General features: G+C 49.5%; 20 protein-coding genes and 1 pseudogene. 13 read left to right on the top strand and 8 right to left on the bottom strand.

Going from position 1 to position 20,950, the window contains the following annotated elements; all coding sequences use genetic code 11:
* Positions 1 to 3 precede the first annotated feature (3 nt).
* From OGX83_RS05505 to trpA, 5 genes are read left to right on the top strand one after another with little or no spacing between them, the layout of a single operon-like run.
* Positions 4 to 1,566, top strand: a complete 1,563-nt coding sequence (locus OGX83_RS05505) for an anthranilate synthase component 1 (protein WP_057067329.1) — start codon at positions 4 to 6, stop codon at positions 1,564 to 1,566.
* Positions 1,566 to 3,161, top strand: a complete 1,596-nt coding sequence (trpD, locus tag OGX83_RS05500; RefSeq protein ID WP_057067328.1) for a bifunctional anthranilate synthase glutamate amidotransferase component TrpG/anthranilate phosphoribosyltransferase TrpD — start codon at positions 1,566 to 1,568, stop codon at positions 3,159 to 3,161. The genes OGX83_RS05505 and trpD overlap by 1 nt, the downstream gene beginning before the upstream one ends.
* Positions 3,162 to 3,164: 3 nt before the next feature.
* Positions 3,165 to 4,523, top strand: coding sequence for a bifunctional indole-3-glycerol-phosphate synthase TrpC/phosphoribosylanthranilate isomerase TrpF (gene trpCF / locus OGX83_RS05495; RefSeq protein ID WP_458411004.1), 1,359 nt, complete (start codon positions 3,165 to 3,167; stop codon positions 4,521 to 4,523).
* 10 nt (positions 4,524 to 4,533) lie between these two features.
* Positions 4,534 to 5,727 carry a tryptophan synthase subunit beta gene (trpB, locus tag OGX83_RS05490; RefSeq protein WP_003020645.1) on the top strand — a complete coding sequence of 398 codons (1,194 nt, stop codon included), beginning with the start codon at positions 4,534 to 4,536 and terminating at the stop codon, positions 5,725 to 5,727.
* Entirely contained in the window at positions 5,727 to 6,533 is an 807-nt protein-coding gene (gene trpA, locus OGX83_RS05485) for a tryptophan synthase subunit alpha (RefSeq protein ID WP_008784942.1), read from the top strand. The genes trpB and trpA overlap by 1 nt, the downstream gene beginning before the upstream one ends.
* A 32-nt stretch (positions 6,534 to 6,565) precedes the next feature.
* On the opposite strand, the gene OGX83_RS05480 is transcribed toward trpA, so the two are convergent.
* From OGX83_RS05480 to ompW, 4 genes are all read right to left on the bottom strand, one after another.
* A complete protein-coding gene (locus tag OGX83_RS05480) occupies positions 6,566 to 8,038 on the bottom strand; it encodes a GGDEF domain-containing protein (RefSeq protein WP_213752781.1) in 1,473 nt (490 codons plus the stop codon).
* Between the two features lie 186 nt (positions 8,039 to 8,224).
* On the bottom strand, positions 8,225 to 8,500 hold the full coding sequence (locus OGX83_RS05475) for a hypothetical protein (RefSeq protein WP_103285304.1): 276 nt from the start codon (positions 8,498 to 8,500) through the stop codon (positions 8,225 to 8,227).
* Positions 8,501 to 9,104: 604 nt separating this feature from the next.
* On the bottom strand, positions 9,105 to 9,821 hold the full coding sequence (locus OGX83_RS05470) for a YebC/PmpR family DNA-binding transcriptional regulator (protein WP_003020658.1): 717 nt from the start codon (positions 9,819 to 9,821) through the stop codon (positions 9,105 to 9,107).
* 423 nt (positions 9,822 to 10,244) lie between these two features.
* Positions 10,245 to 10,883, bottom strand: coding sequence for an outer membrane protein OmpW (ompW, locus tag OGX83_RS05465; protein ID WP_128611646.1), 639 nt, complete (start codon positions 10,881 to 10,883; stop codon positions 10,245 to 10,247).
* A gap of 292 nt (positions 10,884 to 11,175) precedes the next feature.
* Here ompW and OGX83_RS05460 point away from each other — a divergent pair.
* The 4 genes and pseudogenes from OGX83_RS05460 to yciA all read left to right on the top strand — a co-directional run.
* Positions 11,176 to 11,253: pseudogene (locus OGX83_RS05460) on the top strand (YkgJ family cysteine cluster protein); the annotation flags it as partial.
* A 28-nt stretch (positions 11,254 to 11,281) separates the two neighbouring features.
* On the top strand, positions 11,282 to 12,025 hold the full coding sequence (locus OGX83_RS05455) for a YciC family protein (RefSeq protein ID WP_003020663.1): 744 nt from the start codon (positions 11,282 to 11,284) through the stop codon (positions 12,023 to 12,025).
* Positions 12,026 to 12,079: 54 nt separating this feature from the next.
* Positions 12,080 to 12,619 (top strand): septation protein A, encoded by a 540-nt coding sequence (locus OGX83_RS05450; RefSeq protein WP_048235264.1) that lies wholly within the window; start codon positions 12,080 to 12,082, stop codon positions 12,617 to 12,619.
* A 165-nt stretch (positions 12,620 to 12,784) separates the two neighbouring features.
* Positions 12,785 to 13,186 carry an acyl-CoA thioester hydrolase YciA gene (yciA, locus tag OGX83_RS05445; protein WP_008784945.1) on the top strand — a complete coding sequence of 134 codons (402 nt, stop codon included), beginning with the start codon at positions 12,785 to 12,787 and terminating at the stop codon, positions 13,184 to 13,186.
* A 64-nt stretch (positions 13,187 to 13,250) separates the two neighbouring features.
* Here yciA and tonB read toward each other — a convergent pair whose 3' ends face one another.
* Positions 13,251 to 13,979, bottom strand: a complete 729-nt coding sequence (gene tonB / locus OGX83_RS05440) for a TonB system transport protein TonB (protein ID WP_170974248.1) — start codon at positions 13,977 to 13,979, stop codon at positions 13,251 to 13,253.
* 215 nt (positions 13,980 to 14,194) lie between these two features.
* Between tonB and OGX83_RS05435 the strand changes: the two genes are divergently transcribed.
* Both OGX83_RS05435 and OGX83_RS05430 read left to right on the top strand, forming a co-directional pair.
* Positions 14,195 to 14,491, top strand: coding sequence for a YciI family protein (locus tag OGX83_RS05435; RefSeq protein ID WP_003020675.1), 297 nt, complete (start codon positions 14,195 to 14,197; stop codon positions 14,489 to 14,491).
* Positions 14,492 to 14,786: 295 nt separating this feature from the next.
* Positions 14,787 to 16,796, top strand: coding sequence for an acyltransferase family protein (locus tag OGX83_RS05430; protein ID WP_286587504.1), 2,010 nt, complete (start codon positions 14,787 to 14,789; stop codon positions 16,794 to 16,796).
* Positions 16,797 to 17,073: 277 nt separating this feature from the next.
* Here the strand turns inward: OGX83_RS05430 and OGX83_RS05425 are convergent, their stop codons facing one another.
* Positions 17,074 to 17,688, bottom strand: a complete 615-nt coding sequence (locus tag OGX83_RS05425) for a serine acetyltransferase (RefSeq protein WP_286576865.1) — start codon at positions 17,686 to 17,688, stop codon at positions 17,074 to 17,076.
* A 236-nt stretch (positions 17,689 to 17,924) separates the two neighbouring features.
* Positions 17,925 to 18,098, bottom strand: a complete 174-nt coding sequence (locus OGX83_RS05420; protein ID WP_122984013.1) for a YciY family protein — start codon at positions 18,096 to 18,098, stop codon at positions 17,925 to 17,927.
* A gap of 142 nt (positions 18,099 to 18,240) precedes the next feature.
* On the opposite strand from OGX83_RS05420, the gene cls reads away from it, so the two are divergent.
* Positions 18,241 to 19,701, top strand: a complete 1,461-nt coding sequence (cls, locus tag OGX83_RS05415) for a cardiolipin synthase (RefSeq protein WP_003020687.1) — start codon at positions 18,241 to 18,243, stop codon at positions 19,699 to 19,701.
* Positions 19,702 to 19,735: 34 nt separating this feature from the next.
* Positions 19,736 to 20,065, top strand: a complete 330-nt coding sequence (locus OGX83_RS05410) for an HI1450 family dsDNA-mimic protein (RefSeq protein WP_003020691.1) — start codon at positions 19,736 to 19,738, stop codon at positions 20,063 to 20,065.
* A gap of 37 nt (positions 20,066 to 20,102) precedes the next feature.
* Here the strand turns inward: OGX83_RS05410 and OGX83_RS05405 are convergent, their stop codons facing one another.
* On the bottom strand, positions 20,103 to 20,939 hold the full coding sequence (locus tag OGX83_RS05405; RefSeq protein WP_003833361.1) for an ion transporter: 837 nt from the start codon (positions 20,937 to 20,939) through the stop codon (positions 20,103 to 20,105).
* Positions 20,940 to 20,950: the final 11 nt, after the last annotated feature.

Here is a 20,950-nt window from a genome sequence, read left to right as displayed (position 1 = left end):
ACGATGCAAACTCAAAAACCGACACTCGAACTGCTTGCCTGCGATGCCGCCTACCGTGAGAATCCGACGGCGCTGTTTCATCAAGTGTGTGGCGCACGTCCAGCAACACTGCTGCTGGAATCTGCAGATATCGACAGCAAAGACGATCTGAAGAGCCTGCTGCTGGTCGACAGCGCATTACGCATTACCGCTCTCGGTGACACTGTCACTATTCAGGCATTGTCCGCAAACGGCGCATCGCTGCTGTCGCTGCTGGATGTTGCCCTGCCCGCTGGCGTTGAGAACGAACAACAGCCGAATGGTCGTCATCTGCGATTCCCTGCCGTCAGCCCACTGCTCGATGAAGACGCCCGCTTATGCTCCCTGTCCGTATTTGATGCATTCCGTTTATTGCAGGAGCTGGTTAATGTTCCAGCGCAAGAACGTGAAGCAATGTTCTTCGGCGGTCTGTTTTCTTACGATCTGGTTGCGGGTTTTGAAGAGTTGCCACAGCTTGAAGCGGGCAACCGTTGCCCTGACTACTGCTTCTATCTGGCAGAAACGCTGATGGTTATCGATCACCAGAAAAAAAGCACCCGTATTCAGGCCAGTATTTTTATCCCCAATGATGCGGAAAAACAGCGTCTTAATGCTCGTCTGGCGCAATTGAGCCAGCAGCTTACCGAGCCTGCGCCGCCGTTGCCGGTCACTGAAGTCCCGCAGATGCGCTGCGAGTGCAATCAGAGCGATGAAGAGTTTGGCGCCGTAGTTCGTGGCATGCAAAAAGCGATTCGCGCGGGCGAAATTTTCCAGGTGGTGCCATCCCGCCGTTTCTCGCTGCCCTGCCCATCTCCGCTGGCGGCCTACTACGTGCTGAAGAAAAGTAACCCCAGCCCATACATGTTTTTCATGCAAGACAACGAGTTCACGCTGTTTGGCGCCTCCCCGGAAAGCTCGCTGAAATACGATGCCACCAGCCGCCAGATTGAGATCTACCCGATTGCTGGTACTCGCCCGCGCGGTCGTCGTGCGGACGGTTCGCTTGATCGCGATCTCGACAGCCGTATCGAGCTGGAGATGCGTACCGACCATAAAGAGCTTTCTGAGCACCTGATGCTGGTTGACCTTGCGCGTAACGACCTGGCGCGCATCTGTACGCCTGGCAGCCGCTATGTTGCTGACCTCACCAAGGTCGATCGTTACTCCTTCGTTATGCACCTGGTTTCGCGCGTGGTCGGCGAACTGCGTAGCGATCTGGATGTGCTGCACGCTTACCGCGCCTGTATGAATATGGGCACGTTAAGCGGAGCGCCAAAAGTTCGCGCCATGCAGCTTATCGCCGAGGCAGAGGGTCGCCGCCGTGGCAGCTACGGCGGTGCGGTAGGTTACTTCACGGCGCATGGCGATCTGGATACCTGTATTGTCATTCGCTCCGCCCTCGTGGAAGACGGTATTGCCACCGTACAAGCCGGTGCCGGGATTGTTCTGGATTCTGTACCGCAGTCTGAAGCCGATGAAACCCGTAATAAAGCGCGCGCGGTTCTGCGTGCTATCGCTACCGCGCACCACGCACAGGAGACCTTCTAATGGCTGACATTCTGCTGCTTGATAACATCGATTCTTTTACCTATAACCTGGCGGATCAGCTGCGTACTAATGGTCACAATGTGGTGATTTACCGCAACCATATTCCGGCCCAGACGTTGATTGACCGCTTAGCAACCATGAAAAATCCGGTGCTGATGCTTTCTCCAGGACCAGGCGCGCCAAGCGAGGCAGGTTGCATGCCGGAGCTGTTAACCCGTTTGCGCGGCAAGCTGCCAATCATCGGTATTTGTCTGGGACACCAGGCCATTGTTGAAGCCTATGGTGGATATGTGGGTCAGGCCGGAGAGATCCTGCACGGCAAAGCGTCCAGCATTGAACACGACGGTCAGGCGATGTTTTCTGGTCTGGCGAATCCGCTGCCGGTGGCACGCTATCATTCGCTGGTTGGCAGCAACGTACCTGCTGGATTGACCATTAACGCCCACTTTAACGGCATGGTGATGGCGGTACGTCACGATACCGATCGCGTCTGCGGCTTCCAGTTCCATCCGGAATCAATTCTGACCACCCAGGGCGCGCGTTTGCTGGAACAAACGCTGGCCTGGGCGCAACAGAAGCTTGAACAAACCAATACGCTGCAACCCATTCTGGAGAAACTGTATCAGGCCCAGACGCTGTCCCAGCAGGAAAGTCACCAGCTGTTCTCCGCCGTGGTTCGCGGCGAACTGAAGCCGGAACAACTGGCTGCGGCGCTGGTGAGCATGAAAATTCGGGGCGAACACCCGAATGAAATTGCCGGTGCGGCAACCGCGCTGCTGGAAAACGCCGCCCCGTTCCCGCGCCCTGATTATCTGTTTGCCGATATTGTCGGTACCGGCGGCGACGGCAGCAACAGCATCAATATTTCTACCGCCAGCGCCTTTGTTGCGGCGGCTTGCGGGCTGAAAGTTGCCAAACACGGCAACCGCAGCGTCTCCAGCAAGTCTGGCTCTTCGGATCTGTTAGCGGCATTTGGCATCAATCTGGATATGAACGCTGATAAATCCCGTCAGGCTCTAGACGACCTCGGGGTGTGCTTCCTGTTTGCGCCGAAATATCACACCGGTTTTCGCCATGCCATGCCGGTACGCCAGCAGTTGAAAACCCGCACGCTGTTTAACGTGCTCGGCCCGTTGATTAACCCGGCGCATCCGCCGCTGGCGCTGATCGGCGTTTACAGCCCGGAACTGGTGCTACCGATTGCTGAAACGCTGCGCGTGCTGGGATATCAACGAGCAGCCGTGGTGCACAGTGGTGGCATGGACGAAGTTTCGCTGCATGCGCCGACCATTGTGGCAGAGCTGCACGATGGGGAAATCAAGAGTTATCAACTGACGGCAGAAGACTTTGGTTTGACGCCTTACCACCAGGAACAGCTGGCTGGCGGCACGCCGGAAGAAAACCGTGACATTCTTAGTCGCTTGTTACAAGGTAAAGGTGAAGCCGCTCATGAAGCTGCTGTTGCCGCGAATGTCGCCATGTTAATGCGCCTGCACGGTGAAGAAGATTTAAAAGCCAATGCGCAAACCGTGATTAATGTACTGCGTAGCGGTGCGGCCTATGACCGCGTCACTGCACTGGCAGCAAGAGGGTAAATGATGCAAACCGTTTTAGCGAAAATTGTCGCAGACAAGGCGATTTGGGTAGAAGCCCGCAAACAGCAACAACCGCTGGCCAGCTTTCAAAATGATGTTCAGCCTGGCTCACGTGATTTCTACGATGCGCTGCAAGGTGCACGCACCGCCTTTATTCTGGAATGCAAAAAAGCATCTCCATCAAAAGGCGTGATCCGTGATGACTTCGACCCTGCACAGATTGCGAGCATCTATAAACATTATGCTTCCGCGATCTCCGTACTGACCGATGAGAAGTATTTCCAGGGGAGCTTTGATTTCCTGCCTATCGTCAGCCGCATCGCACCGCAGCCGATTCTGTGTAAGGACTTTATTATCGATCCTTACCAGATTTACCTGGCGCGTTTCTACCAGGCGGACGCCTGTTTGCTGATGCTGTCGGTGCTCGATGATGAGCAATATCGTCAACTCGCCGCCGTCGCCCACAGCCTGAAAATGGGCGTACTGACCGAAGTCAGTAACGAAGAAGAGCTGGAGCGTGCTATCGCACTGGGCGCCAAAGTCGTTGGTATCAACAACCGTGACTTACGCGATCTGTCGATTGATCTGAATCGCACCCGTCAACTGGCACCCCGACTGGGTCATGGTGTGACCGTCATCAGCGAGTCCGGCATCAATACTTACGGTCAGGTGCGCGAGCTCAGCCACTTCGCTAACGGTTTTCTGATTGGCTCCGCGCTGATGTCGCATGCTGATCTGCACGCCGCCGTGCGACGCGTACTGCTCGGCGAGAATAAAGTCTGCGGTTTAACCCGGGCTCAGGATGCAAATGCGGCATACGAAGCGGGCGCCATTTACGGCGGCTTGATTTTTGTCCCCACATCACCGCGCGCGGTCAACGTAGCACAGGCGCGAGAGGTCATGACCGGCGCGCCGCTGCAATACGTCGGGGTGTTTCGCAACTCAGATATTAGCGACGTGAGCGCAACAGCGGCGGAGCTGGGACTAACTGCCGTGCAACTGCACGGTAACGAAGACCAGTCCTATGTTGACGCCCTGCGCGACTTACTGCCCGCACAGGTGCAAATCTGGAAGGCACTCAGCGTCAGCGAGACGTTGCCAGCCCGTGATTATCAGCATGTCGATAAATACGTCTTCGACAACGGCCAGGGCGGCAGCGGTCAACGCTTCGACTGGTCACTTTTAGGCGGACAATCGCTGGATAACGTTTTACTGGCTGGCGGACTCGGCGCAGATAACTGCGTTGACGCGGCAAAAACCGGCTGTGCCGGTCTCGATTTCAATTCTGGCGTAGAGTCACAGCCGGGCATCAAAGATGCACGTCTTCTGGCTTCGGTCTTTCAGACGCTGCGCGCATATTAAGGAAAAGGACATGACAACATTACTCAATCCGTACTTTGGTGAATTTGGCGGTATGTATGTGCCACAGATTCTGATGCCTGCCCTGCGCCAGCTGGAAGAAGCTTTTGTCAGCGCACAAAAGGATCCTGAATTTCAGGCGCAGTTTACAGATCTGCTGAAAAACTATGCGGGTCGCCCAACCGCACTGACCAAGTGCCAGAACATTACTCAAGGCACCAACACGACGCTGTATCTCAAGCGTGAAGACTTACTGCACGGCGGTGCGCACAAAACCAACCAGGTGCTGGGTCAGGCGTTGCTGGCGAAGCGCATGGGTAAAACGGAAATCATCGCCGAAACAGGCGCGGGTCAGCACGGTGTTGCATCTGCTCTCGCCAGCGCACTGCTGGGGTTGAAATGCCGTATTTATATGGGCGCGAAAGATGTTGAACGTCAGTCGCCTAACGTTTTCCGTATGCGTCTGATGGGAGCTGAAGTCATTCCCGTTCACAGCGGTTCCGCGACGCTGAAAGATGCCTGTAACGAAGCGCTTCGCGACTGGTCTGGCAGCTACGATACCGCGCACTACATGCTCGGTACGGCGGCTGGTCCGCACCCCTTCCCGACCATTGTGCGTGAGTTCCAGCGCATGATCGGTGAAGAAACCAAGGCGCAGATTCTGGAAAAAGAAGGCCGTCTGCCGGACGCCGTTATCGCCTGCGTGGGCGGCGGTTCTAACGCCATCGGGATGTTCGCCGATTTTATTAATGAAACCAGCGTCGGTCTGATTGGCGTAGAGCCAGGCGGTCACGGGATTGAGTCTGGAGAACACGGCGCGCCGTTGAAGCATGGTCGTGTCGGGATATACTTCGGCATGAAGTCCCCAATGATGCAGACTGAAGAAGGACAGATTGAAGAGTCTTACTCTATTTCTGCAGGGCTGGATTTCCCATCGGTCGGGCCACAGCATGCATACCTGAACAGCATTGGTCGCGCCGATTATGTTTCAATCACCGATGATGAAGCACTGGAAGCCTTCAAAACGCTGTGTCTGCACGAGGGAATTATCCCGGCACTGGAGTCCTCCCATGCCCTGGCGCACGCGTTGAAAATGATGCGTGAGAATCCAGAAAAAGAGCAGTTGCTGGTGGTTAATCTCTCCGGTCGCGGCGACAAAGACATTTTCACCGTACACGATATTTTGAAAGCGCGAGGGGAAATCTGATGGAACGTTACGAAAACCTGTTTGCACAGCTGAAGGACCGCAAAGAAGGCGCTTTTGTCCCCTTCGTAACCCTGGGCGATCCGTCTGTTGAGCAGTCACTGAAAATCATTGATACGCTGATTGAAGCCGGTGCCGACGCGCTTGAGCTCGGCATTCCGTTCTCCGATCCGCTGGCAGATGGCCCAACTATTCAGGAAGCCACCCTGCGCGCGTTTGCCGCCGGCGTTACACCGTCGCAATGCTTTGAAATGCTGGCGCTGATTCGCCAGAAGCATCCGACGATTCCCATTGGGTTGCTGATGTATGCCAACCTGGTCTTCAGTAAGGGCATTGATGAATTTTACGCCCATTGTGAGAAAGTGGGTGTGGATTCTGTATTAGTGGCCGATGTTCCCGTTGAAGAGTCTGCACCATTCAGAACCGCAGCGCTCCGTCACAATATTGCACCAATTTTCATCTGCCCGCCGAACGCTGATGAAGAACTGCTACGCCAGATTGCCTCTTATGGTCGTGGCTACACTTATCTGCTTTCACGTGCAGGTGTGACCGGTGCCGAAAATCGTGCGGCATTACCGCTGCACCATCTGGTCGAAAAGCTGAAAGAATATGGTGCGCCACCTTCTTTACAGGGCTTCGGTATCTCTGCGCCTGAACAGGTCGCTGGTGCTATTGAAGCCGGTGCTGCCGGTGCAATTTCCGGCTCGGCAATTGTGAAAATCATTGAGAAAAATGTTGCGGCACCGGAACAGATGCTGGCTGAGCTGAAAGCGTTTGTCAGCACGATGAAAGCCGCCACCCACCAGTAAGCTAAATCAACCGCCAGAAATTTCTGGCGGTTTTATCCTTCTTTCGTGTGCTTCATTCTATACATAGCGCTATCCGCATTCTGAATGGCCACATCCAGTTCACCATTCACCTCTGCAATCCCCCACGATACTGACAATGGCACGGTATGGCCATCCACCACAAACACATGGCTGGTCACCTGCCCACTAATACGTTGCGCGATTGCTATAGCGTCAGTTGCCTGCGATCGAAACAGCAGGATCATAAATTCATCCCCGCCGGTACGAATCACAATATCGTGACTGGTGCGGGTGTTTGACAGCATCCTGTTGGCGATAATTTGCAGTGCACGATCGCCTGCCGCGTGGCCCCAGGTGTCATTGACGGCCTTGAACTTATTACAGTCAAGTAGCACCACCGAGCAGTGTGATAAATCCCGACGCTTGATGATGTCGAGAATTCGGCGGTTAAAACAACCGGTCAGGGTATCAATATAAACCTTGAGGTCACTTTCGTTCAGCCATGATTTTAACGAGAAGCTGATCATGATGAAGAAAAACGGCGCCAGCAGAATCACGATACCTGCATGCGTGTCGCGCGTCATAAAACGACCTAATGATAACGAATAGTGCAGCGCATATTTCTCTGAAAAATTGCGCACCATAAAGCGGGATTGACCGGTACATTTACCGGATAAACATAGACTCTCATTGTTGGTCAAATTCACCAATTCTACGTTCAATTCTGGTGGAATTTGGTAGTCAAATGCCTGGGCTAACGCTTCCTGCAATTCGGACTTTGAATGGTCATAGACCAGATAAGCCACGATTTGGTCTGATATCTCTTTGCCAGACAGATCGTAGATATAACTCACCACGCTGTAAGCTTTTTCACCGGTAATTTTATCGGTATAGAAATTCGTTGAGCTGAGGGCTTTATTTTTGACGTTTTTCTGCAGCAGTCGGGTATAGAAATCGACGGGGGGATAGAAAAATTGCGTGATATCCCGCGCCATTTCAGAATTAGAGAAACTGAAATTGCGCGAATCGGAAGCCATAAACCAGTAAAAATAATCTGAGTTTTTGGCGATAATATAACGATGTGCATCAAAACTGCCCGGGTTTAGCTCATTGACCATACCGCGAATAAACTCCGCCGCCGTATACATACACAGCGCGTTGTGGCTGGTTTGCTGAGCAACCATTGTCCCCGTTGCCGAATGCAGCCGCTTTGGGTCGGCGTTAATTCCCCATTCATTCTCATCCCGGGGGGCGAACTGTGAAATATCACCGCATTGATCACCCGTTTTGATATGATGGTAGCGCTCGCCAATCGCATCGGCGATCAGCTCGTTGTCGTTAAAAATGTCCATCATGCGCGCTTGCAGGCGGTTAACACCTTCGCTGGCAGCGGCCATTCGCTGTTCATAAATAATAAACAGAAACAACGACGTAAATATCAACGTAATGAGCCCTGATACCAGCAGTGCCTGCCTGTTTCTGAGCTTATCCTGCACAATCTTCACGAGTCCACCCTGATAGTTAACAGTATTGCCAAATCGGTTACCCGTTTATGTTGTTGCATAACAGCGTTGTACGTTGATAGAGAATGTTCGCCACCCCGATGCAGGTAAGTTGATGTAGCCCGCAGTCGCGCGCTTAGGTTACAGTTTTATACAATAAAAGCACATATTTGTTAACATAAACGCAAACTAATCATCACCTTCAATAGGATACCCTGCCCGTCGAATGGCCTCGCGGCAGTCATTTACGCCTGCGGCATAGCCCGCCTCAATCTCACAAACCGGACTGGCGCTGCAATAAGGTAGTGTAACTGGAGTCGCAATAAGTTTCTCCAGCGCCTCAATTTTATCCATGTAAAGCAATAACTCACGTGCAGCACTTACGGCAAACGCTGCCGTTTGATCTTCGGAGAACGGTTCCAGAAGTGCGATTTTTTGCTGTAGCAGATGGCGGGTCAACATCATCAGCAATATCCTCAAAATTGTTTTGCTTAAAGAGTAGCACTACATCAAAGGGGAGAAAGGTAGGATGGGATTGTTTAAACGATGGGTCTAAGTAAGGATATTGTCTGAAAACGGTAACAGACAGCTCCGTGCGAATCTCTGGCGAAGATCAGATATTTTTAGTTGATGACGATGGAGAATATCCGAGTTTGTAATAATAGTGCACTCATTGTTTCCATACTGTCTGAGACTGTCAATCGTTAGACTACTCTGAGCGTGAAGCGGACCATAATTTCTGATGTAAAGCTTCACTGATAATGTCGGGACAGTGATGAGTGAGAAACTCACGTTGTGCTTACACCAGGATTATCTGGAATGATGGAGTTAACATCTCAATTGTTCATAGCGGCGCTGAGTGGATGCAGGATATCGCGGGGCATATTGGACGTATAACGTTTATCGCGTACCTAAGAAGTTAAGACCAGAGGTTTTAATTATTACATTTTTTATGATAGTGGTTTTTATCTGTTTTTTAGAATTGCCATACCTGGCCAGACATTCTTATCCATAACAACTTTATGAGTTAAAAAAATCTGCCATATTGACAGATTCTTTTAATCTATCATTAGAGATTTGCAACGTTATGATATACTTTTTGAACATCATCGTCATCTTCAAGGGCATCAACAAGCCCTGCGAAGACTTCTAAATCTTCTGGTGAAAGTTCAATTTCTGATTGAGCAATCATCTCTAATTCTGTGGTAGAGAATTCAGTAATCCCTGCGGCTTTTAAAGCTGCAATGCCTTTGTGAAGATCTGTAGATTCTGTATAAATAACGATGTTTCCTTCTTCTTCGGTTACATCACGAACATCTACTTCAGCATTAAGCAAAATTTCAAAAATGTGGTCAGGGTCTGTCCCTTCAAAAACAATCACTCCGGTATTGTCAAACATATAGCTGACAGAACCAGCCGCTCCGATATTCCCGCCTTTTTTATTAAAAATTGAGCGGACATTAGCAATCGTACGGTTAACATTTGAAGTCAATGTTTCAGCGATAATCAGTGAGCCACTGGGACCAAAGCCTTCATAACGCCCTTGCACGAACGTTTCATCACTGCCGCCTTTGGCTTTATCAATGGCTTTATCAATAACGTGTTTTGGAACCTGCGCTTGTTTAGCACGTTCAATAACGAATTTTAAAGATGTATTTAATTCTGGGTCTGGTTCGCCTTGTTTAGCAGCAGCATAAATTTCGACACCGAATTTTGCATATACATTAGACGTTGCACCGTCTTTAGCTGTTTTTTTAGCAACAATATTTGCCCACTTACGTCCCACTGGAATGATCTCCTCAAAAATTCATTTACATAGCCGACAGGTAAATAACCTAGCATTACATTATATCATGACGTATAAATCCTCGTCTATTAAAAATAAAAATATTCGAATTTTACGATATGTTACTTTAAATTTATCAATAGTTAACATTATTGATAAATTATCCTCTGGTTCTTTTTTGTTCTTAATAAATGGTCCGCAGCAATAATGCATAAGAAAAGAGAAACAAAAGTAATATTCCAGACAAACACTTCTACTATTAAAGTTGCTGCTGCACTGCTTATAGCGAGGTATCGACACACAAATTTTGTCAGGCCAGATGAGCAAAATAATGGCCGATCAAGACAACGATACGCGAGGAAAAGAATGGAAAAAAACTGGCCATTTGACGACCAGTTTTGCAGAAGTGTTTTACAGTAAATATCAGAAACGATAACCCGCAGAGAACATAAACACCCACGGATCGAGGCGTACACTGTCTCGCTGCTGGACGCCACCCATTTTATAGCTTGCGGTGGTATCGATATCCATGTACCAGACCGACATGTTAATCAGCCAGTCGCGGTTAATCAGATAGTCCATACCGACTTGCCCTGCTGCACCCCAGGAATCTTTCAGGCTCAGGTCCGATAACCCCGTTTTTTTGCCGTTATCGTTAAAGCCTTCATCGAAGAAGGTCGTGTAGTTCACCCCAACACCTACGTACGGACGCAGTTTACTGCTGGAGTCACCGAAGTACCACTGCGCCATTAACGTCGGCGGTAAATGATGTACGGTGGCAATATCACCCGTTGCAGCAGTGCCGATTTTATGGCGGAACGGCGTAGCTGCCAGTAATTCAACACCGATATTGTCGGTTGCCATGTAGGTAAATGTCAGACCCAACTGCGTGTTATTGCTGACATTAAAACCACCTAAGCTGCCCAGCGTACCACCTGCACCTTCCGTCGGCCTGACGGTGGCAGAACCCGCACGAATAAAGAATTCTCCAGCTTCATGCGCAAATGCGTTACCAGAGAGAAGAGTTGTTAAAGCCAATGCTGCAACTGTTAATTTTTTCATGTCCGCTCCATCGTTATGGTTATAAAAGCGGAACGAATATACCCACATTGGAGTAATAAGTGATCTAACATGGATCACATTGACTTTGATAATTTAACATTTATTGATCCAGATTAAGTTAGAACTTGCATTCAAAATCCTGGTTAAATTAATTCAGATCAATTTTGATATATTTTCAATGTGCAAGTACCTCCAGCTCATTGCTGATGGTTGATGGATATCTGCGCGTGATGCGCAGATAACAAACAGCGTTCATGCACGACGCTGAAGTCATAGCCAAAAATTACTGCAGCTTTACAAAGATATGCTTTTCCATACATCGCGCGATGCTGCCACTGTAGAGTTATCCAGGGTACAATTGCCCGCAAATGAACACCTGCAAAACTCAAGGAGAGTGCATGTCTATCACGGCGAAATCCGTTTACCGTGACACGGGAAACTTTTTCCGTAATCAATTCATTACCATCTTGCTGGTATCGTTGTTGTGCGCGTTTATCACAGTGGTGTTAGGGCATGCCTTTTCCCCCACTGACGCACAAATTGCGCAACTCAGTGAAGGCGATCAGTTAACCAGCAGCGTGGGGCTGTTCGATCTGGTGCAAAACATGACCCCGGAGCAACAGCAAATTTTGCTACGCGCATCCGCAGCGTCGACGTTTTCCGGTCTGATTGGTAATGCCATCCTCGCCGGGGGGGTCATCCTGATGATTCAGCTGATTTCAGCAGGTCATCGCGTCAGTGCGTTACGTGCCATCGGCGCCAGTGCGCCAGTGTTACCGAAGCTGTTTATTCTGATTTTTCTGACTACTCTGCTAGTGCAAATCGGTATTATGCTGGTTGTTGTTCCCGGTATTCTGCTGGCGATCCTGCTGGCACTCGCACCGGTGATGTTGGTACAGGACAAAATGGGTGTCTTTGCCGCGATGCGCAACAGTATGCGTCTGGCGTGGTCCAATATGCGACTGGTTGCGCCGGCAGTGATCGGTTGGTTGCTGGCAAAAACGCTGCTGTTGCTTTTTGCGCCAAGTTTTGCAGTACTTACGCCGAATGTAGGCGCGGTATTGGCGAATACGCTGAGCAATATGATCTCCGCCGTGTTGCTGATCTATTTGTTCCGCCTGTACATGCTGATTCGCCAATAAACCCTGAACGCATTCCGGGCTTGTTCCCGGTGCTTTTGATGACGGAATCGAAGAATGAAGCAGTTTCTTGATTTTTTACCGCTGGTTGTCTTTTTTGCTTTTTATAAGCTTTACGACATCTATGCGGCAACCTCGGCGCTGATTGTCGCGACGGCTGTAGTGTTGATTTACAGCTGGGTTCGCTATCGCAAGGTCGAGAAGATGGCGTTAATCACCTTTGTCCTGGTGGCCGTATTTGGTGGCCTGACTATTTTTTTCCACAACGATGAATTCATTAAGTGGAAAGTAACGGTGATTTACGGGCTGTTTGCTGGTGCTCTGCTGGTTAGCCAGTGGGTGATGAAAAAGCCGCTGATTCAACGCATGTTAGGTAAAGAGCTGACCCTACCGCAGTCAGTGTGGTCGAAACTTAATTTAGCATGGGCCGTCTTTTTCATCCTGTGTGGTCTGGCGAATATCTATATTGCATTTTGGCTACCGCAGAACATTTGGGTCAACTTCAAGGTGTTCGGTCTGACCGCCCTGACTTTATTCTTTACGCTGCTGAGTGGGGTCTATATTTACCGTCATCTGCCGCAAGAAGATAAATCATAATTCATGCTCGCCAGATCTGCGGATCTGGCGAATTTTTATCCCCTCGCGTTCCATTGTGCTGACAACCTGACTTACATCTGCTCTGCACGCCGCATCACCTCTGTTCTCAACGCACAAATTCTAGTAGCATCGCGCCTGTAATCTTTCTCTATAGTCGGTTCTACAATGACAACAACGAATAACACTCCCCAGGGCGAACTGGTTTTACGCACTCTGGCCATGCCTGCCGATACCAACGCAAACGGTGATATTTTTGGCGGCTGGCTGATGTCACAAATGGATATAGGTGGCGCGATTCAGGCCAAAGAGATCGCACATGGTCGTGTGGTAACGGTGCGGGTAGAAGGAATGAGCTTTTTGCGCCCGGTCGCCGTAGGTGATGTAGTGTGTTGCTATGCGCGCTGTGTGAAACGCGGGACAACCTCGATCAGCATCAATATTGAAGTTTGGGTGAAGAAAGTTGCTTCTGAACCAATTGGACAGCGCTATAAGGCTACCGAAGCTCTGTTTATCTACGTTGCTGTTGATAAAGACGGGAAACCACGTCCAATTCCCACGTTGGTCTGATAGCACACGTCAGTACTGCTATCCGGCAATCATCACTCTTGATCATTGCCGGACTGCCTGATGCTTACTCGATCTGCGTTGTGCCGTTTAATTTGAAAACAATATTCACCACAAGCCCGGAACCGGGTTTGCCTGCTTCATAACGCCATCTACGCATCGCGTTTTTCACTTCACGCTCAAACATATTGGCAGGCTGTGCAGACAGGATCTCCACATTTTCAACCCGGCCATCCGGCGTTACGTTAAATTTGACCTTTACCCGGCCTTCAATGCGCAGCGCCTGAGCTCGCGCCGGATACTGAGGCTGATTACGGCTTAAAGCGCGTGGACCCGATGGCGCACTGACCACCGGTTTGCTGGTAGTTGCCGGCGCGGTATTGGTCATTGTGCGAGTAGGTGCCGTATTTTCCACTGGGGAGGCCGGGCGCGGTTCTGCTGGTTTAACATCGCGTTTCGGTTGCTCTTCCACCTTTTTCACCGGTTTTGGCTTCGGTTTAGGCTTGGGCTTCGGTTTTTCAATCACCACCGGCGCCTCTTTTGGTGGCTCTGGAATCGGTTCAGGTTCCGGTTCAGGCTCGACAACGGGTTCCGGCGGCGGCTGAACGGCCTGAGGCGGTTCGAGATCGGCAGGCGCGACCATCGTGACAGAGATCGGCTGCGCTGGCGCAGGTAGTTCAATAACCTGATGTACCGAGGTATACAGCAAACCAGCCACTACGGCACCATGAATGCCGACAGACAGTAACGTTGGCCAGGGAAAGCGACGAGGTAAATCAAGGGTCATTGAAGTCATAATCGTTTCAGTAAAAAAACCAGACCCTGATTTTAAATGCAAATAGCAATCATATTCAATAAGCCCGTGGAGCTAACTGACATTTAAAACGCGATTTTATGATAAAAAACCACTTTCAGAGTATGGCCTTAACATATCAGTTATCTTTCCGTTGCAGTTGTTAGGCCTTTCCAATAACGTTATTAACGACTTTTACCGTTCAAGGAGCCCTACCCGTGCTGTATGTTATTTACGCTCAAGATATCGCAGACTCTCTCGAAAAACGTCTTTCCGTGCGCCCTGCTCATCTGGCTCGCCTGCAACTCCTTCATGACGAAGGTCGTTTGCTCACGGCGGGCCCTATGCCAGCGGTCGACAGTAACGATCCCGGTGCGGCGGGTTTTACCGGCTCGACGGTGATTGCTGAATTTGAATCTTTGGAGGCGGCACAGGCGTGGGCAGAAGCCGATCCGTATGTTGCGGCGGGCGTTTATGCGCAGGTTTCAGTAAAACCTTACAAGAAAGTATTTTGACAAAACAAAAAGCCATTTTCATTTATAAAAATACTGAACAGTAAGCAAAATACATAGCCATTGAGGGCGCATTTAGGTGCACATTAGTCTAAACGCCCTCACTTCTCGTCTCTATGCATTAATTCAGCATATCAAAGCAATGATAAGTACCCTTATAAAAGGTAGCTACGACCGTTTATTAGCGTGTCATTGATTGTTTCTTACTCAACCTCAGTGTATTTTATTATCTGTCGAGATTAATTTGTCACAATGCAGACAGGCTGCGTTGTCACGATATACGGGATTTTAGTCAATTATGGCTTTTGATTCGTTCCGTCCCGCCTCTCCCTCTCCTAAAGCATTCCGCCATGATATCAATGGCCTGCGAGCATGGGCTGTATTAGCGGTCGTATTTTATCACTTTGGCGTACCCGGATTTAGCGGTGGCTTTATCGGCGTTGATGTTTTTTTTGTTATATCAGGTTTCCTGATGACCGCCATCATCGTGAACGGCCTTGAACGTGGCAATTTTTCATTATGGAGTTTCTATCTGGCACGTGCCAGACGAATTATTCCTGCCTTAATTGCATTATGTAGCACGTTACTTTTCTTGGGTTGGTTTTGGTTGCCCACCGCTGATTATCATGTGCTGGCAACCAATGCGATCACAGCGCTTACTTTTGTTTCCAATCTCAAGTTTTGGCGTGAAGCGGGTTATTTCGATATCACTTCCAGAGAAAACTGGTTGCTGCACACATGGTCTCTTTCGGTGGAGTGGCAATTTTACATTTTGTTGCCTGTTGGCTGCATTTTACTCTGGCGCTGGTTTGGCCTGCAGGGTGTTAAGTTTGCACTTATCGCCGCAGGCGTACTGTCATTAGCTCTATCAATTTACGTGAGCCCTCGACTCCCAGGTAGTGCGTTTTACCTACTCCCCACCCGCATTTGGGAATTATTAGCTGGAGGAGCTGTATGGTGGCTAACTCGTCGGCATTCTATGTCGCAACGCCCAGCCCGGATGCTAGAGTTGGTGGGTTTTATTTTAATTGCCCTGTCAGTCACACTCCTGGATGCGACACGACCATGGCCGGGAAGTTATGCCGTGGTTCCTGTGTTGGGGACCGTGCTGGTTCTTGCGGCTAATCGCCAGCGATCATTTTTTACATCTACGGCAATTTTTCGCCAGATAGGTGCCAGTTCTTATTCAATTTATCTGTGGCACTGGCCGCTGGCGGTGCTGCTCAGTTATGCCGACAAACAGCACAATCCCTGGTGGATTGCTACTGGCATCGTAATGAGTTTGCTATTGGGAAAGACCTCTTTATTGCTCGTAGAGATTCCGACACGCAAACAGCTTGCGCTAACCCCTGCACGCAAACAGAGCTGGGTATTATTACTGTTAATTTTGAGCACTGGTGGATTGGCCGCAGGGGCTCGTTATCAGCAAGTCGACGGCAGAATTAACCCGGCAATTGAATTAGCGATGATCCCGAAACTTGATTACGCAGTCCGATTTGAAAAATGTCTGCTCGCGCCGGGTAAAGGAAGCGAGTCTCCTATGTGCAGATATGGCAAAGGAGAGTTAACGGCCATTGTCCTTGGAGACAGTCATGCAAGCATGCTGGTTTCAGCTGTCGCAGAGGCTGCACCCGGTGCGGTTGTTGAGATGACCTATGCGAGCTGTCCGACAGTGTTAGGCATGAAACGAAGAGAGGATATTAATGATGACTGTAAACTATTTAATGATCGAGCTATTAATTTACTAAATAATGAATATAAAAATAAACTCGTCTTTATCGCCAACAGAAGCAGCCTCGCTATCCTGGGACAAAATGAAATGGACGATTTTTTTAATATTCCTATGGGATTTTTTGATACACCGAATGAACACCCCAATCAGAATTTAACACAGCAGTTTAGCCAGCAACTCGTAAAAACTCTGTGTTCCATAGAGAATAGTCAGAGGGTATTTCTGGTCCGCCCTATTCCTGAAATGGCAGTCGATGTGCCTAATACAATGGCCAGGGCACTGATGTTTGGTAAGTCAGACAGTACAGTATCTATTTCTCTCGATGAATATTACCAGCGACAAACAGCCATTTGGGCAGCACAAGATGAGGTGGCCCTGCGCTGCGGGGTCAATATTCTCAATCCGTTACCCTATCTTTGCAAGGATGGGCGGTGTTGGGGAGATGCTGGTGGACGTCCACTTTACTCAGACAGTAACCACCTAAGTGCATTTGGCAGTACGCTTTTACTCCCCATGTTTCAACGCGCATTTAAACAAGCAGAACATACCGAGGCAACTAACGCCCTGCAACTTTGACGCTTGACCAGAAACATGGGGATCATATCCATTCGGATACTAATATTCACTCAAGTAAAAAAGCCGCAGATAGCGGCTTTAGTTGTTACTTTTTCTCGTCAGTGTAGCGACGAGCGTTGTCAAAAAGATTTGTACACATAATGACCTCCCTCAAAAGACAATAAACTAACAGAATAGGATAACGGGTAATACCTGACCACACTATTATGAACCACTAGCCCCAGAATGTAGAATCATCGTATTGATAATAAAAAGAAAAGTATAATCAGCGAGAAATTTACGCTGCCGTTTTTTCAACAGTTCTTTCTTGAAACAACGGTGCTTTATTCATTACGTCTGGGATGCACCCGGTTTTAACAATCACACCAGGATTACCAACAACGACAGAAAAAGGCGGGATACTTTCGGTCACAAACGCCCCGGCAGCAATTTTACTCCCTTGCCCAATGATAACCCCGCCGACGATGACAGCATTTGGACCAATCCAAACTTCATCTTCAATAATGGGGTAACCCGTGATGCGGGTTCCTGCTCCCTGAATAGTATCTCGCTGACCGATAGTTACACCATGAAATAAGGTAACGTTCTTTCCAATTCTTGCACTCGGCGATATCACTATCCCCCAGCCATGAGTGATAGCCAACCCGGCACCAACCTGTGTGCTCGATGGAAAATCCATCGAGCCCATGTGAGCAGCACACCGATGCAAGATCTTAAATGGATAGAGCATGATACGCAGCGGTGTGCGCGAAACCGCACAGTATTGGCATAAACGCATCATCACAATGATACGGAATGTTCTGCTAATTACTGTACCAATTATTAGTTTACTCCATGAGAAATAACCAAATTCACGGTGGGTATCGGCTTTAATTTTGTCGAATGCCATCATACTGTCTCGTTGTTTAATCGTTAAAATGTATCAGTTCTCACTGAAATAAAAACATATTTTCTTGTCACCAGCATTCTTCTTTTCGAGTAGATACGGCACCTGAAAGATGACAATAATATAAATAATGAAATGGTTATCTCTTACCTGGACCAAAAACAATAATGACGGCAGGAAAGTATTTAAGAATCAATACGGGAAAACAGACATTGGGCACCGCCAGCGGTGCCCTTTTGGGATCAGATGCTGTGGATCGCAAACAACAACGAGTTACGCTGGTGGTTGAGAACGCACTTCCTGATGGTATGGATACGCATATTACGACGCGATTGTCCTTCAAGCCAACGTGCTTTACGGCGGCTAGCCTGACGCAGCATCCGCCAGCGTCCCACTTCCGTTCTACTACGCTTCATGTTAACTACTCTTCCAGTCACTGAGCGGCCATTATAACGCCAGACCGAATGCAGACCAGTGGTTTTCCCGTGTTTTTATTTGCCAGATTAATCCTGATGCGTAAACTCTTAACAATACGCTTTCAAAAGGATTTTTAAATTTATGACAACCTTCTACACCGTGGTGAGTTGGCTGGTCATTCTGGGTTACTGGGTACTCATTGCTGGCGTAACGTTACGCATTCTGATGAAGCGACGCGCAGTGCCCTCCGCAATGGCCTGGCTGTTGATCATCTACATTCTGCCATTGGTAGGAATTATTGCTTATCTGTCCTTTGGTGAACTTCACCTGGGCAAGCGACGTGCCGAACGCGCCCGGGCGATGTGGCCTTCAACCGCCAAATGGCTGAACGACCTCAAGGCCTGCAAGCATATTTTTGCCCAGGAAAACAGCAGCGTCGCCTCTTCGTTATTTAAACTGTGCGAGCGTCGTCAGGGTATAGCTGGCGTAAAGGGAAACCAGCTGCAGTTGCTCACCAGTTCAGATGACGTGATGCAGGCGCTGATCCGTGATATTCAGTTGGCGCGCCACAACATCGAAATGGTGTTCTACATATGGCAGCCAGGCGGTATGGCCGATCAGGTAGCCGAGTCGTTAATGGCTGCCGCGAGGCGTGGCATTCACTGTCGCCTGATGTTGGACTCCGCCGGCAGCGTGGCGTTTTTCCGCAGCCCTTGGGCGGCGATGATGCGTAACGCAGGTATCGAGGTTGTAGAAGCGCTGAAGGTGAACCTGATGCGTGTATTTTTACGCCGTATGGACCTGCGTCAGCACCGCAAAATGATCATGATCGATAACTACATTGCTTATACCGGCAGCATGAACATGGTCGACCCGCGTTTCTTCAAACAAGATGCGGGCGTCGGGCAATGGGTTGATTTAATGGCGAGAATGGAAGGTCCTGTCGCCACTGCTATGGGCATTGTCTATTCCTGCGACTGGGAAATTGAGACCGGAAAGCGCATTTTGCCTCCGCCACCGGACGTCAATATCATGCCGTTTGAGCAGGCCAGCGGCCACACCATTCACACTATCGCCTCGGGTCCTGGTTTCCCTGAAGATTTGATTCATCAGGCGCTGCTAACCGCTGCTTATTCAGCGCGTGAATATTTAATTATGACCACCCCCTACTTCGTCCCCAGCGACGATCTGTTGCACGCGATCTGCACGGCAGCGCAGCGTGGGGTTGACGTCAGTATCATTCTTCCACGTAAAAATGACTCCCTGCTGGTTGGCTGGGCAAGTCGGGCCTTTTTCACCGAGCTGCTGGCGGCTGGCGTTAAAATTTATCAGTTCGAAGGTGGCTTGCTGCACACCAAGAGCGTACTGGTCGATGGCGAGCTGAGCCTGGTCGGTACGGTTAACCTGGATATGCGCAGTCTGTGGCTCAATTTTGAAATCACGCTGGTCATTGATGATGCCGGATTCGGTGGCGATCTCGCGGCAGTGCAGGATGATTATATTTCGCGTTCCCGCCTGCTTGATGCCCGTTTGTGGGTAAAACGACCACTCTGGCAGCGGATAGCAGAGCGACTGTTTTACTTCTTTAGTCCGTTGCTGTAAAACGTGCCCATCAGACAGTAAACAGGTAGTCATTATGGATATGGATTTGAACAATCGCCTGACCGAAGACGAAACGCTTGAACAGGCTTATGACATTTTTCTCGAACTGGCTGCGGACAATCTGGATCCAGCCGACATCATTCTGTTCAATTTGCAGTTTGAAGAGCGTGGCGGTGCCGAGTTGTTCGATCCGGCAGAAGACTGGCAGGAGCATGTTGATTTTGACCTGAACCCTGACTTCTTTGCCGAGGTGGTGATTGGTCTGGCAGATACAGAAGACGGCGAGATTAACGATATTTTCGCGCGCGTTTTATTATGTCGCGAAAAAGATCATAAGCTCTGCCATATTCTCTGGCGCGAATAATCAAACAAAAAAGCTGCTCTCGCAGCTTTTTTCATTTTTAACCCGGCAGTTTACTTCCACAGCGGTTACAAAATTGCGCACTATGTTCGTGCTGCGCCTGCTGGCACTGCGGACATTTTCGTTGGTGCCCGCGCTGCTGGAACGCACTGCTCATGTGCGTGGTAATCAATCCCGTCGGTATTGCAATCACCGAGTAACCAATCAGGATAAGCACAGACGCCACCATGCGCCCCAACGGTGTGTGCGGCGTGATATCGCCATAGCCGACGGTGGTTACAGTAACAATCGCCCAATACACCGACGCATTCAGCGTAGTAAACCCATATTTTGGCCCTTCAATCAGATACATCATCGCGCCAAAAACCACCATCAGGATGGCGATAAAGGAATAGAACAGCATCAGCTGATGTCGGGCGCTTTTTAACGCATTCCAGAACACCCGCAGAGAAGGCATAAAGCGCAGCAGCTTGAGAATACGCAGGACGCGCAGGACACGCATCGCTCGCCAGGCGAAAACATAGCTCAGACTGATTTCCGGCCATAGCCACATCACATACAGAGGCAGAATGGTGGCAAGGTCAATTATCCCCCAGAAGCTGAACACATATTTAGCGGGGTTAGCCCAGCAACATAAGCGCAGAAGATATTCGAGGGTGAAGACCAGAGTAATGAAGATCTCCAGCCAGACAAAAACGCGCCATTCCTCAAAGGTTAAATGGTATTGCGTCCCTACTCCGGACTCAATGAAGATAACGATAACGCTGAGCAAGGCAAATAGCGCGCACATACCTTCAAAGCGACGCCCTGAACGGGTATTTAAATCAAATAATTTGCGATAGAGCGCACGGCGGACAGAAGAGACTAAACCTGGCACAGATACCTCAC

Source organism: Citrobacter sp. Cpo074 (assembly GCF_030332745.1).
Taxonomy (GTDB): Bacteria; Pseudomonadota; Gammaproteobacteria; order Enterobacterales; family Enterobacteriaceae; genus Citrobacter; species Citrobacter portucalensis.
Note: the sequence above shows the minus strand (reverse complement) of the source record. Positions and strands in the feature narration are given on the sequence as shown.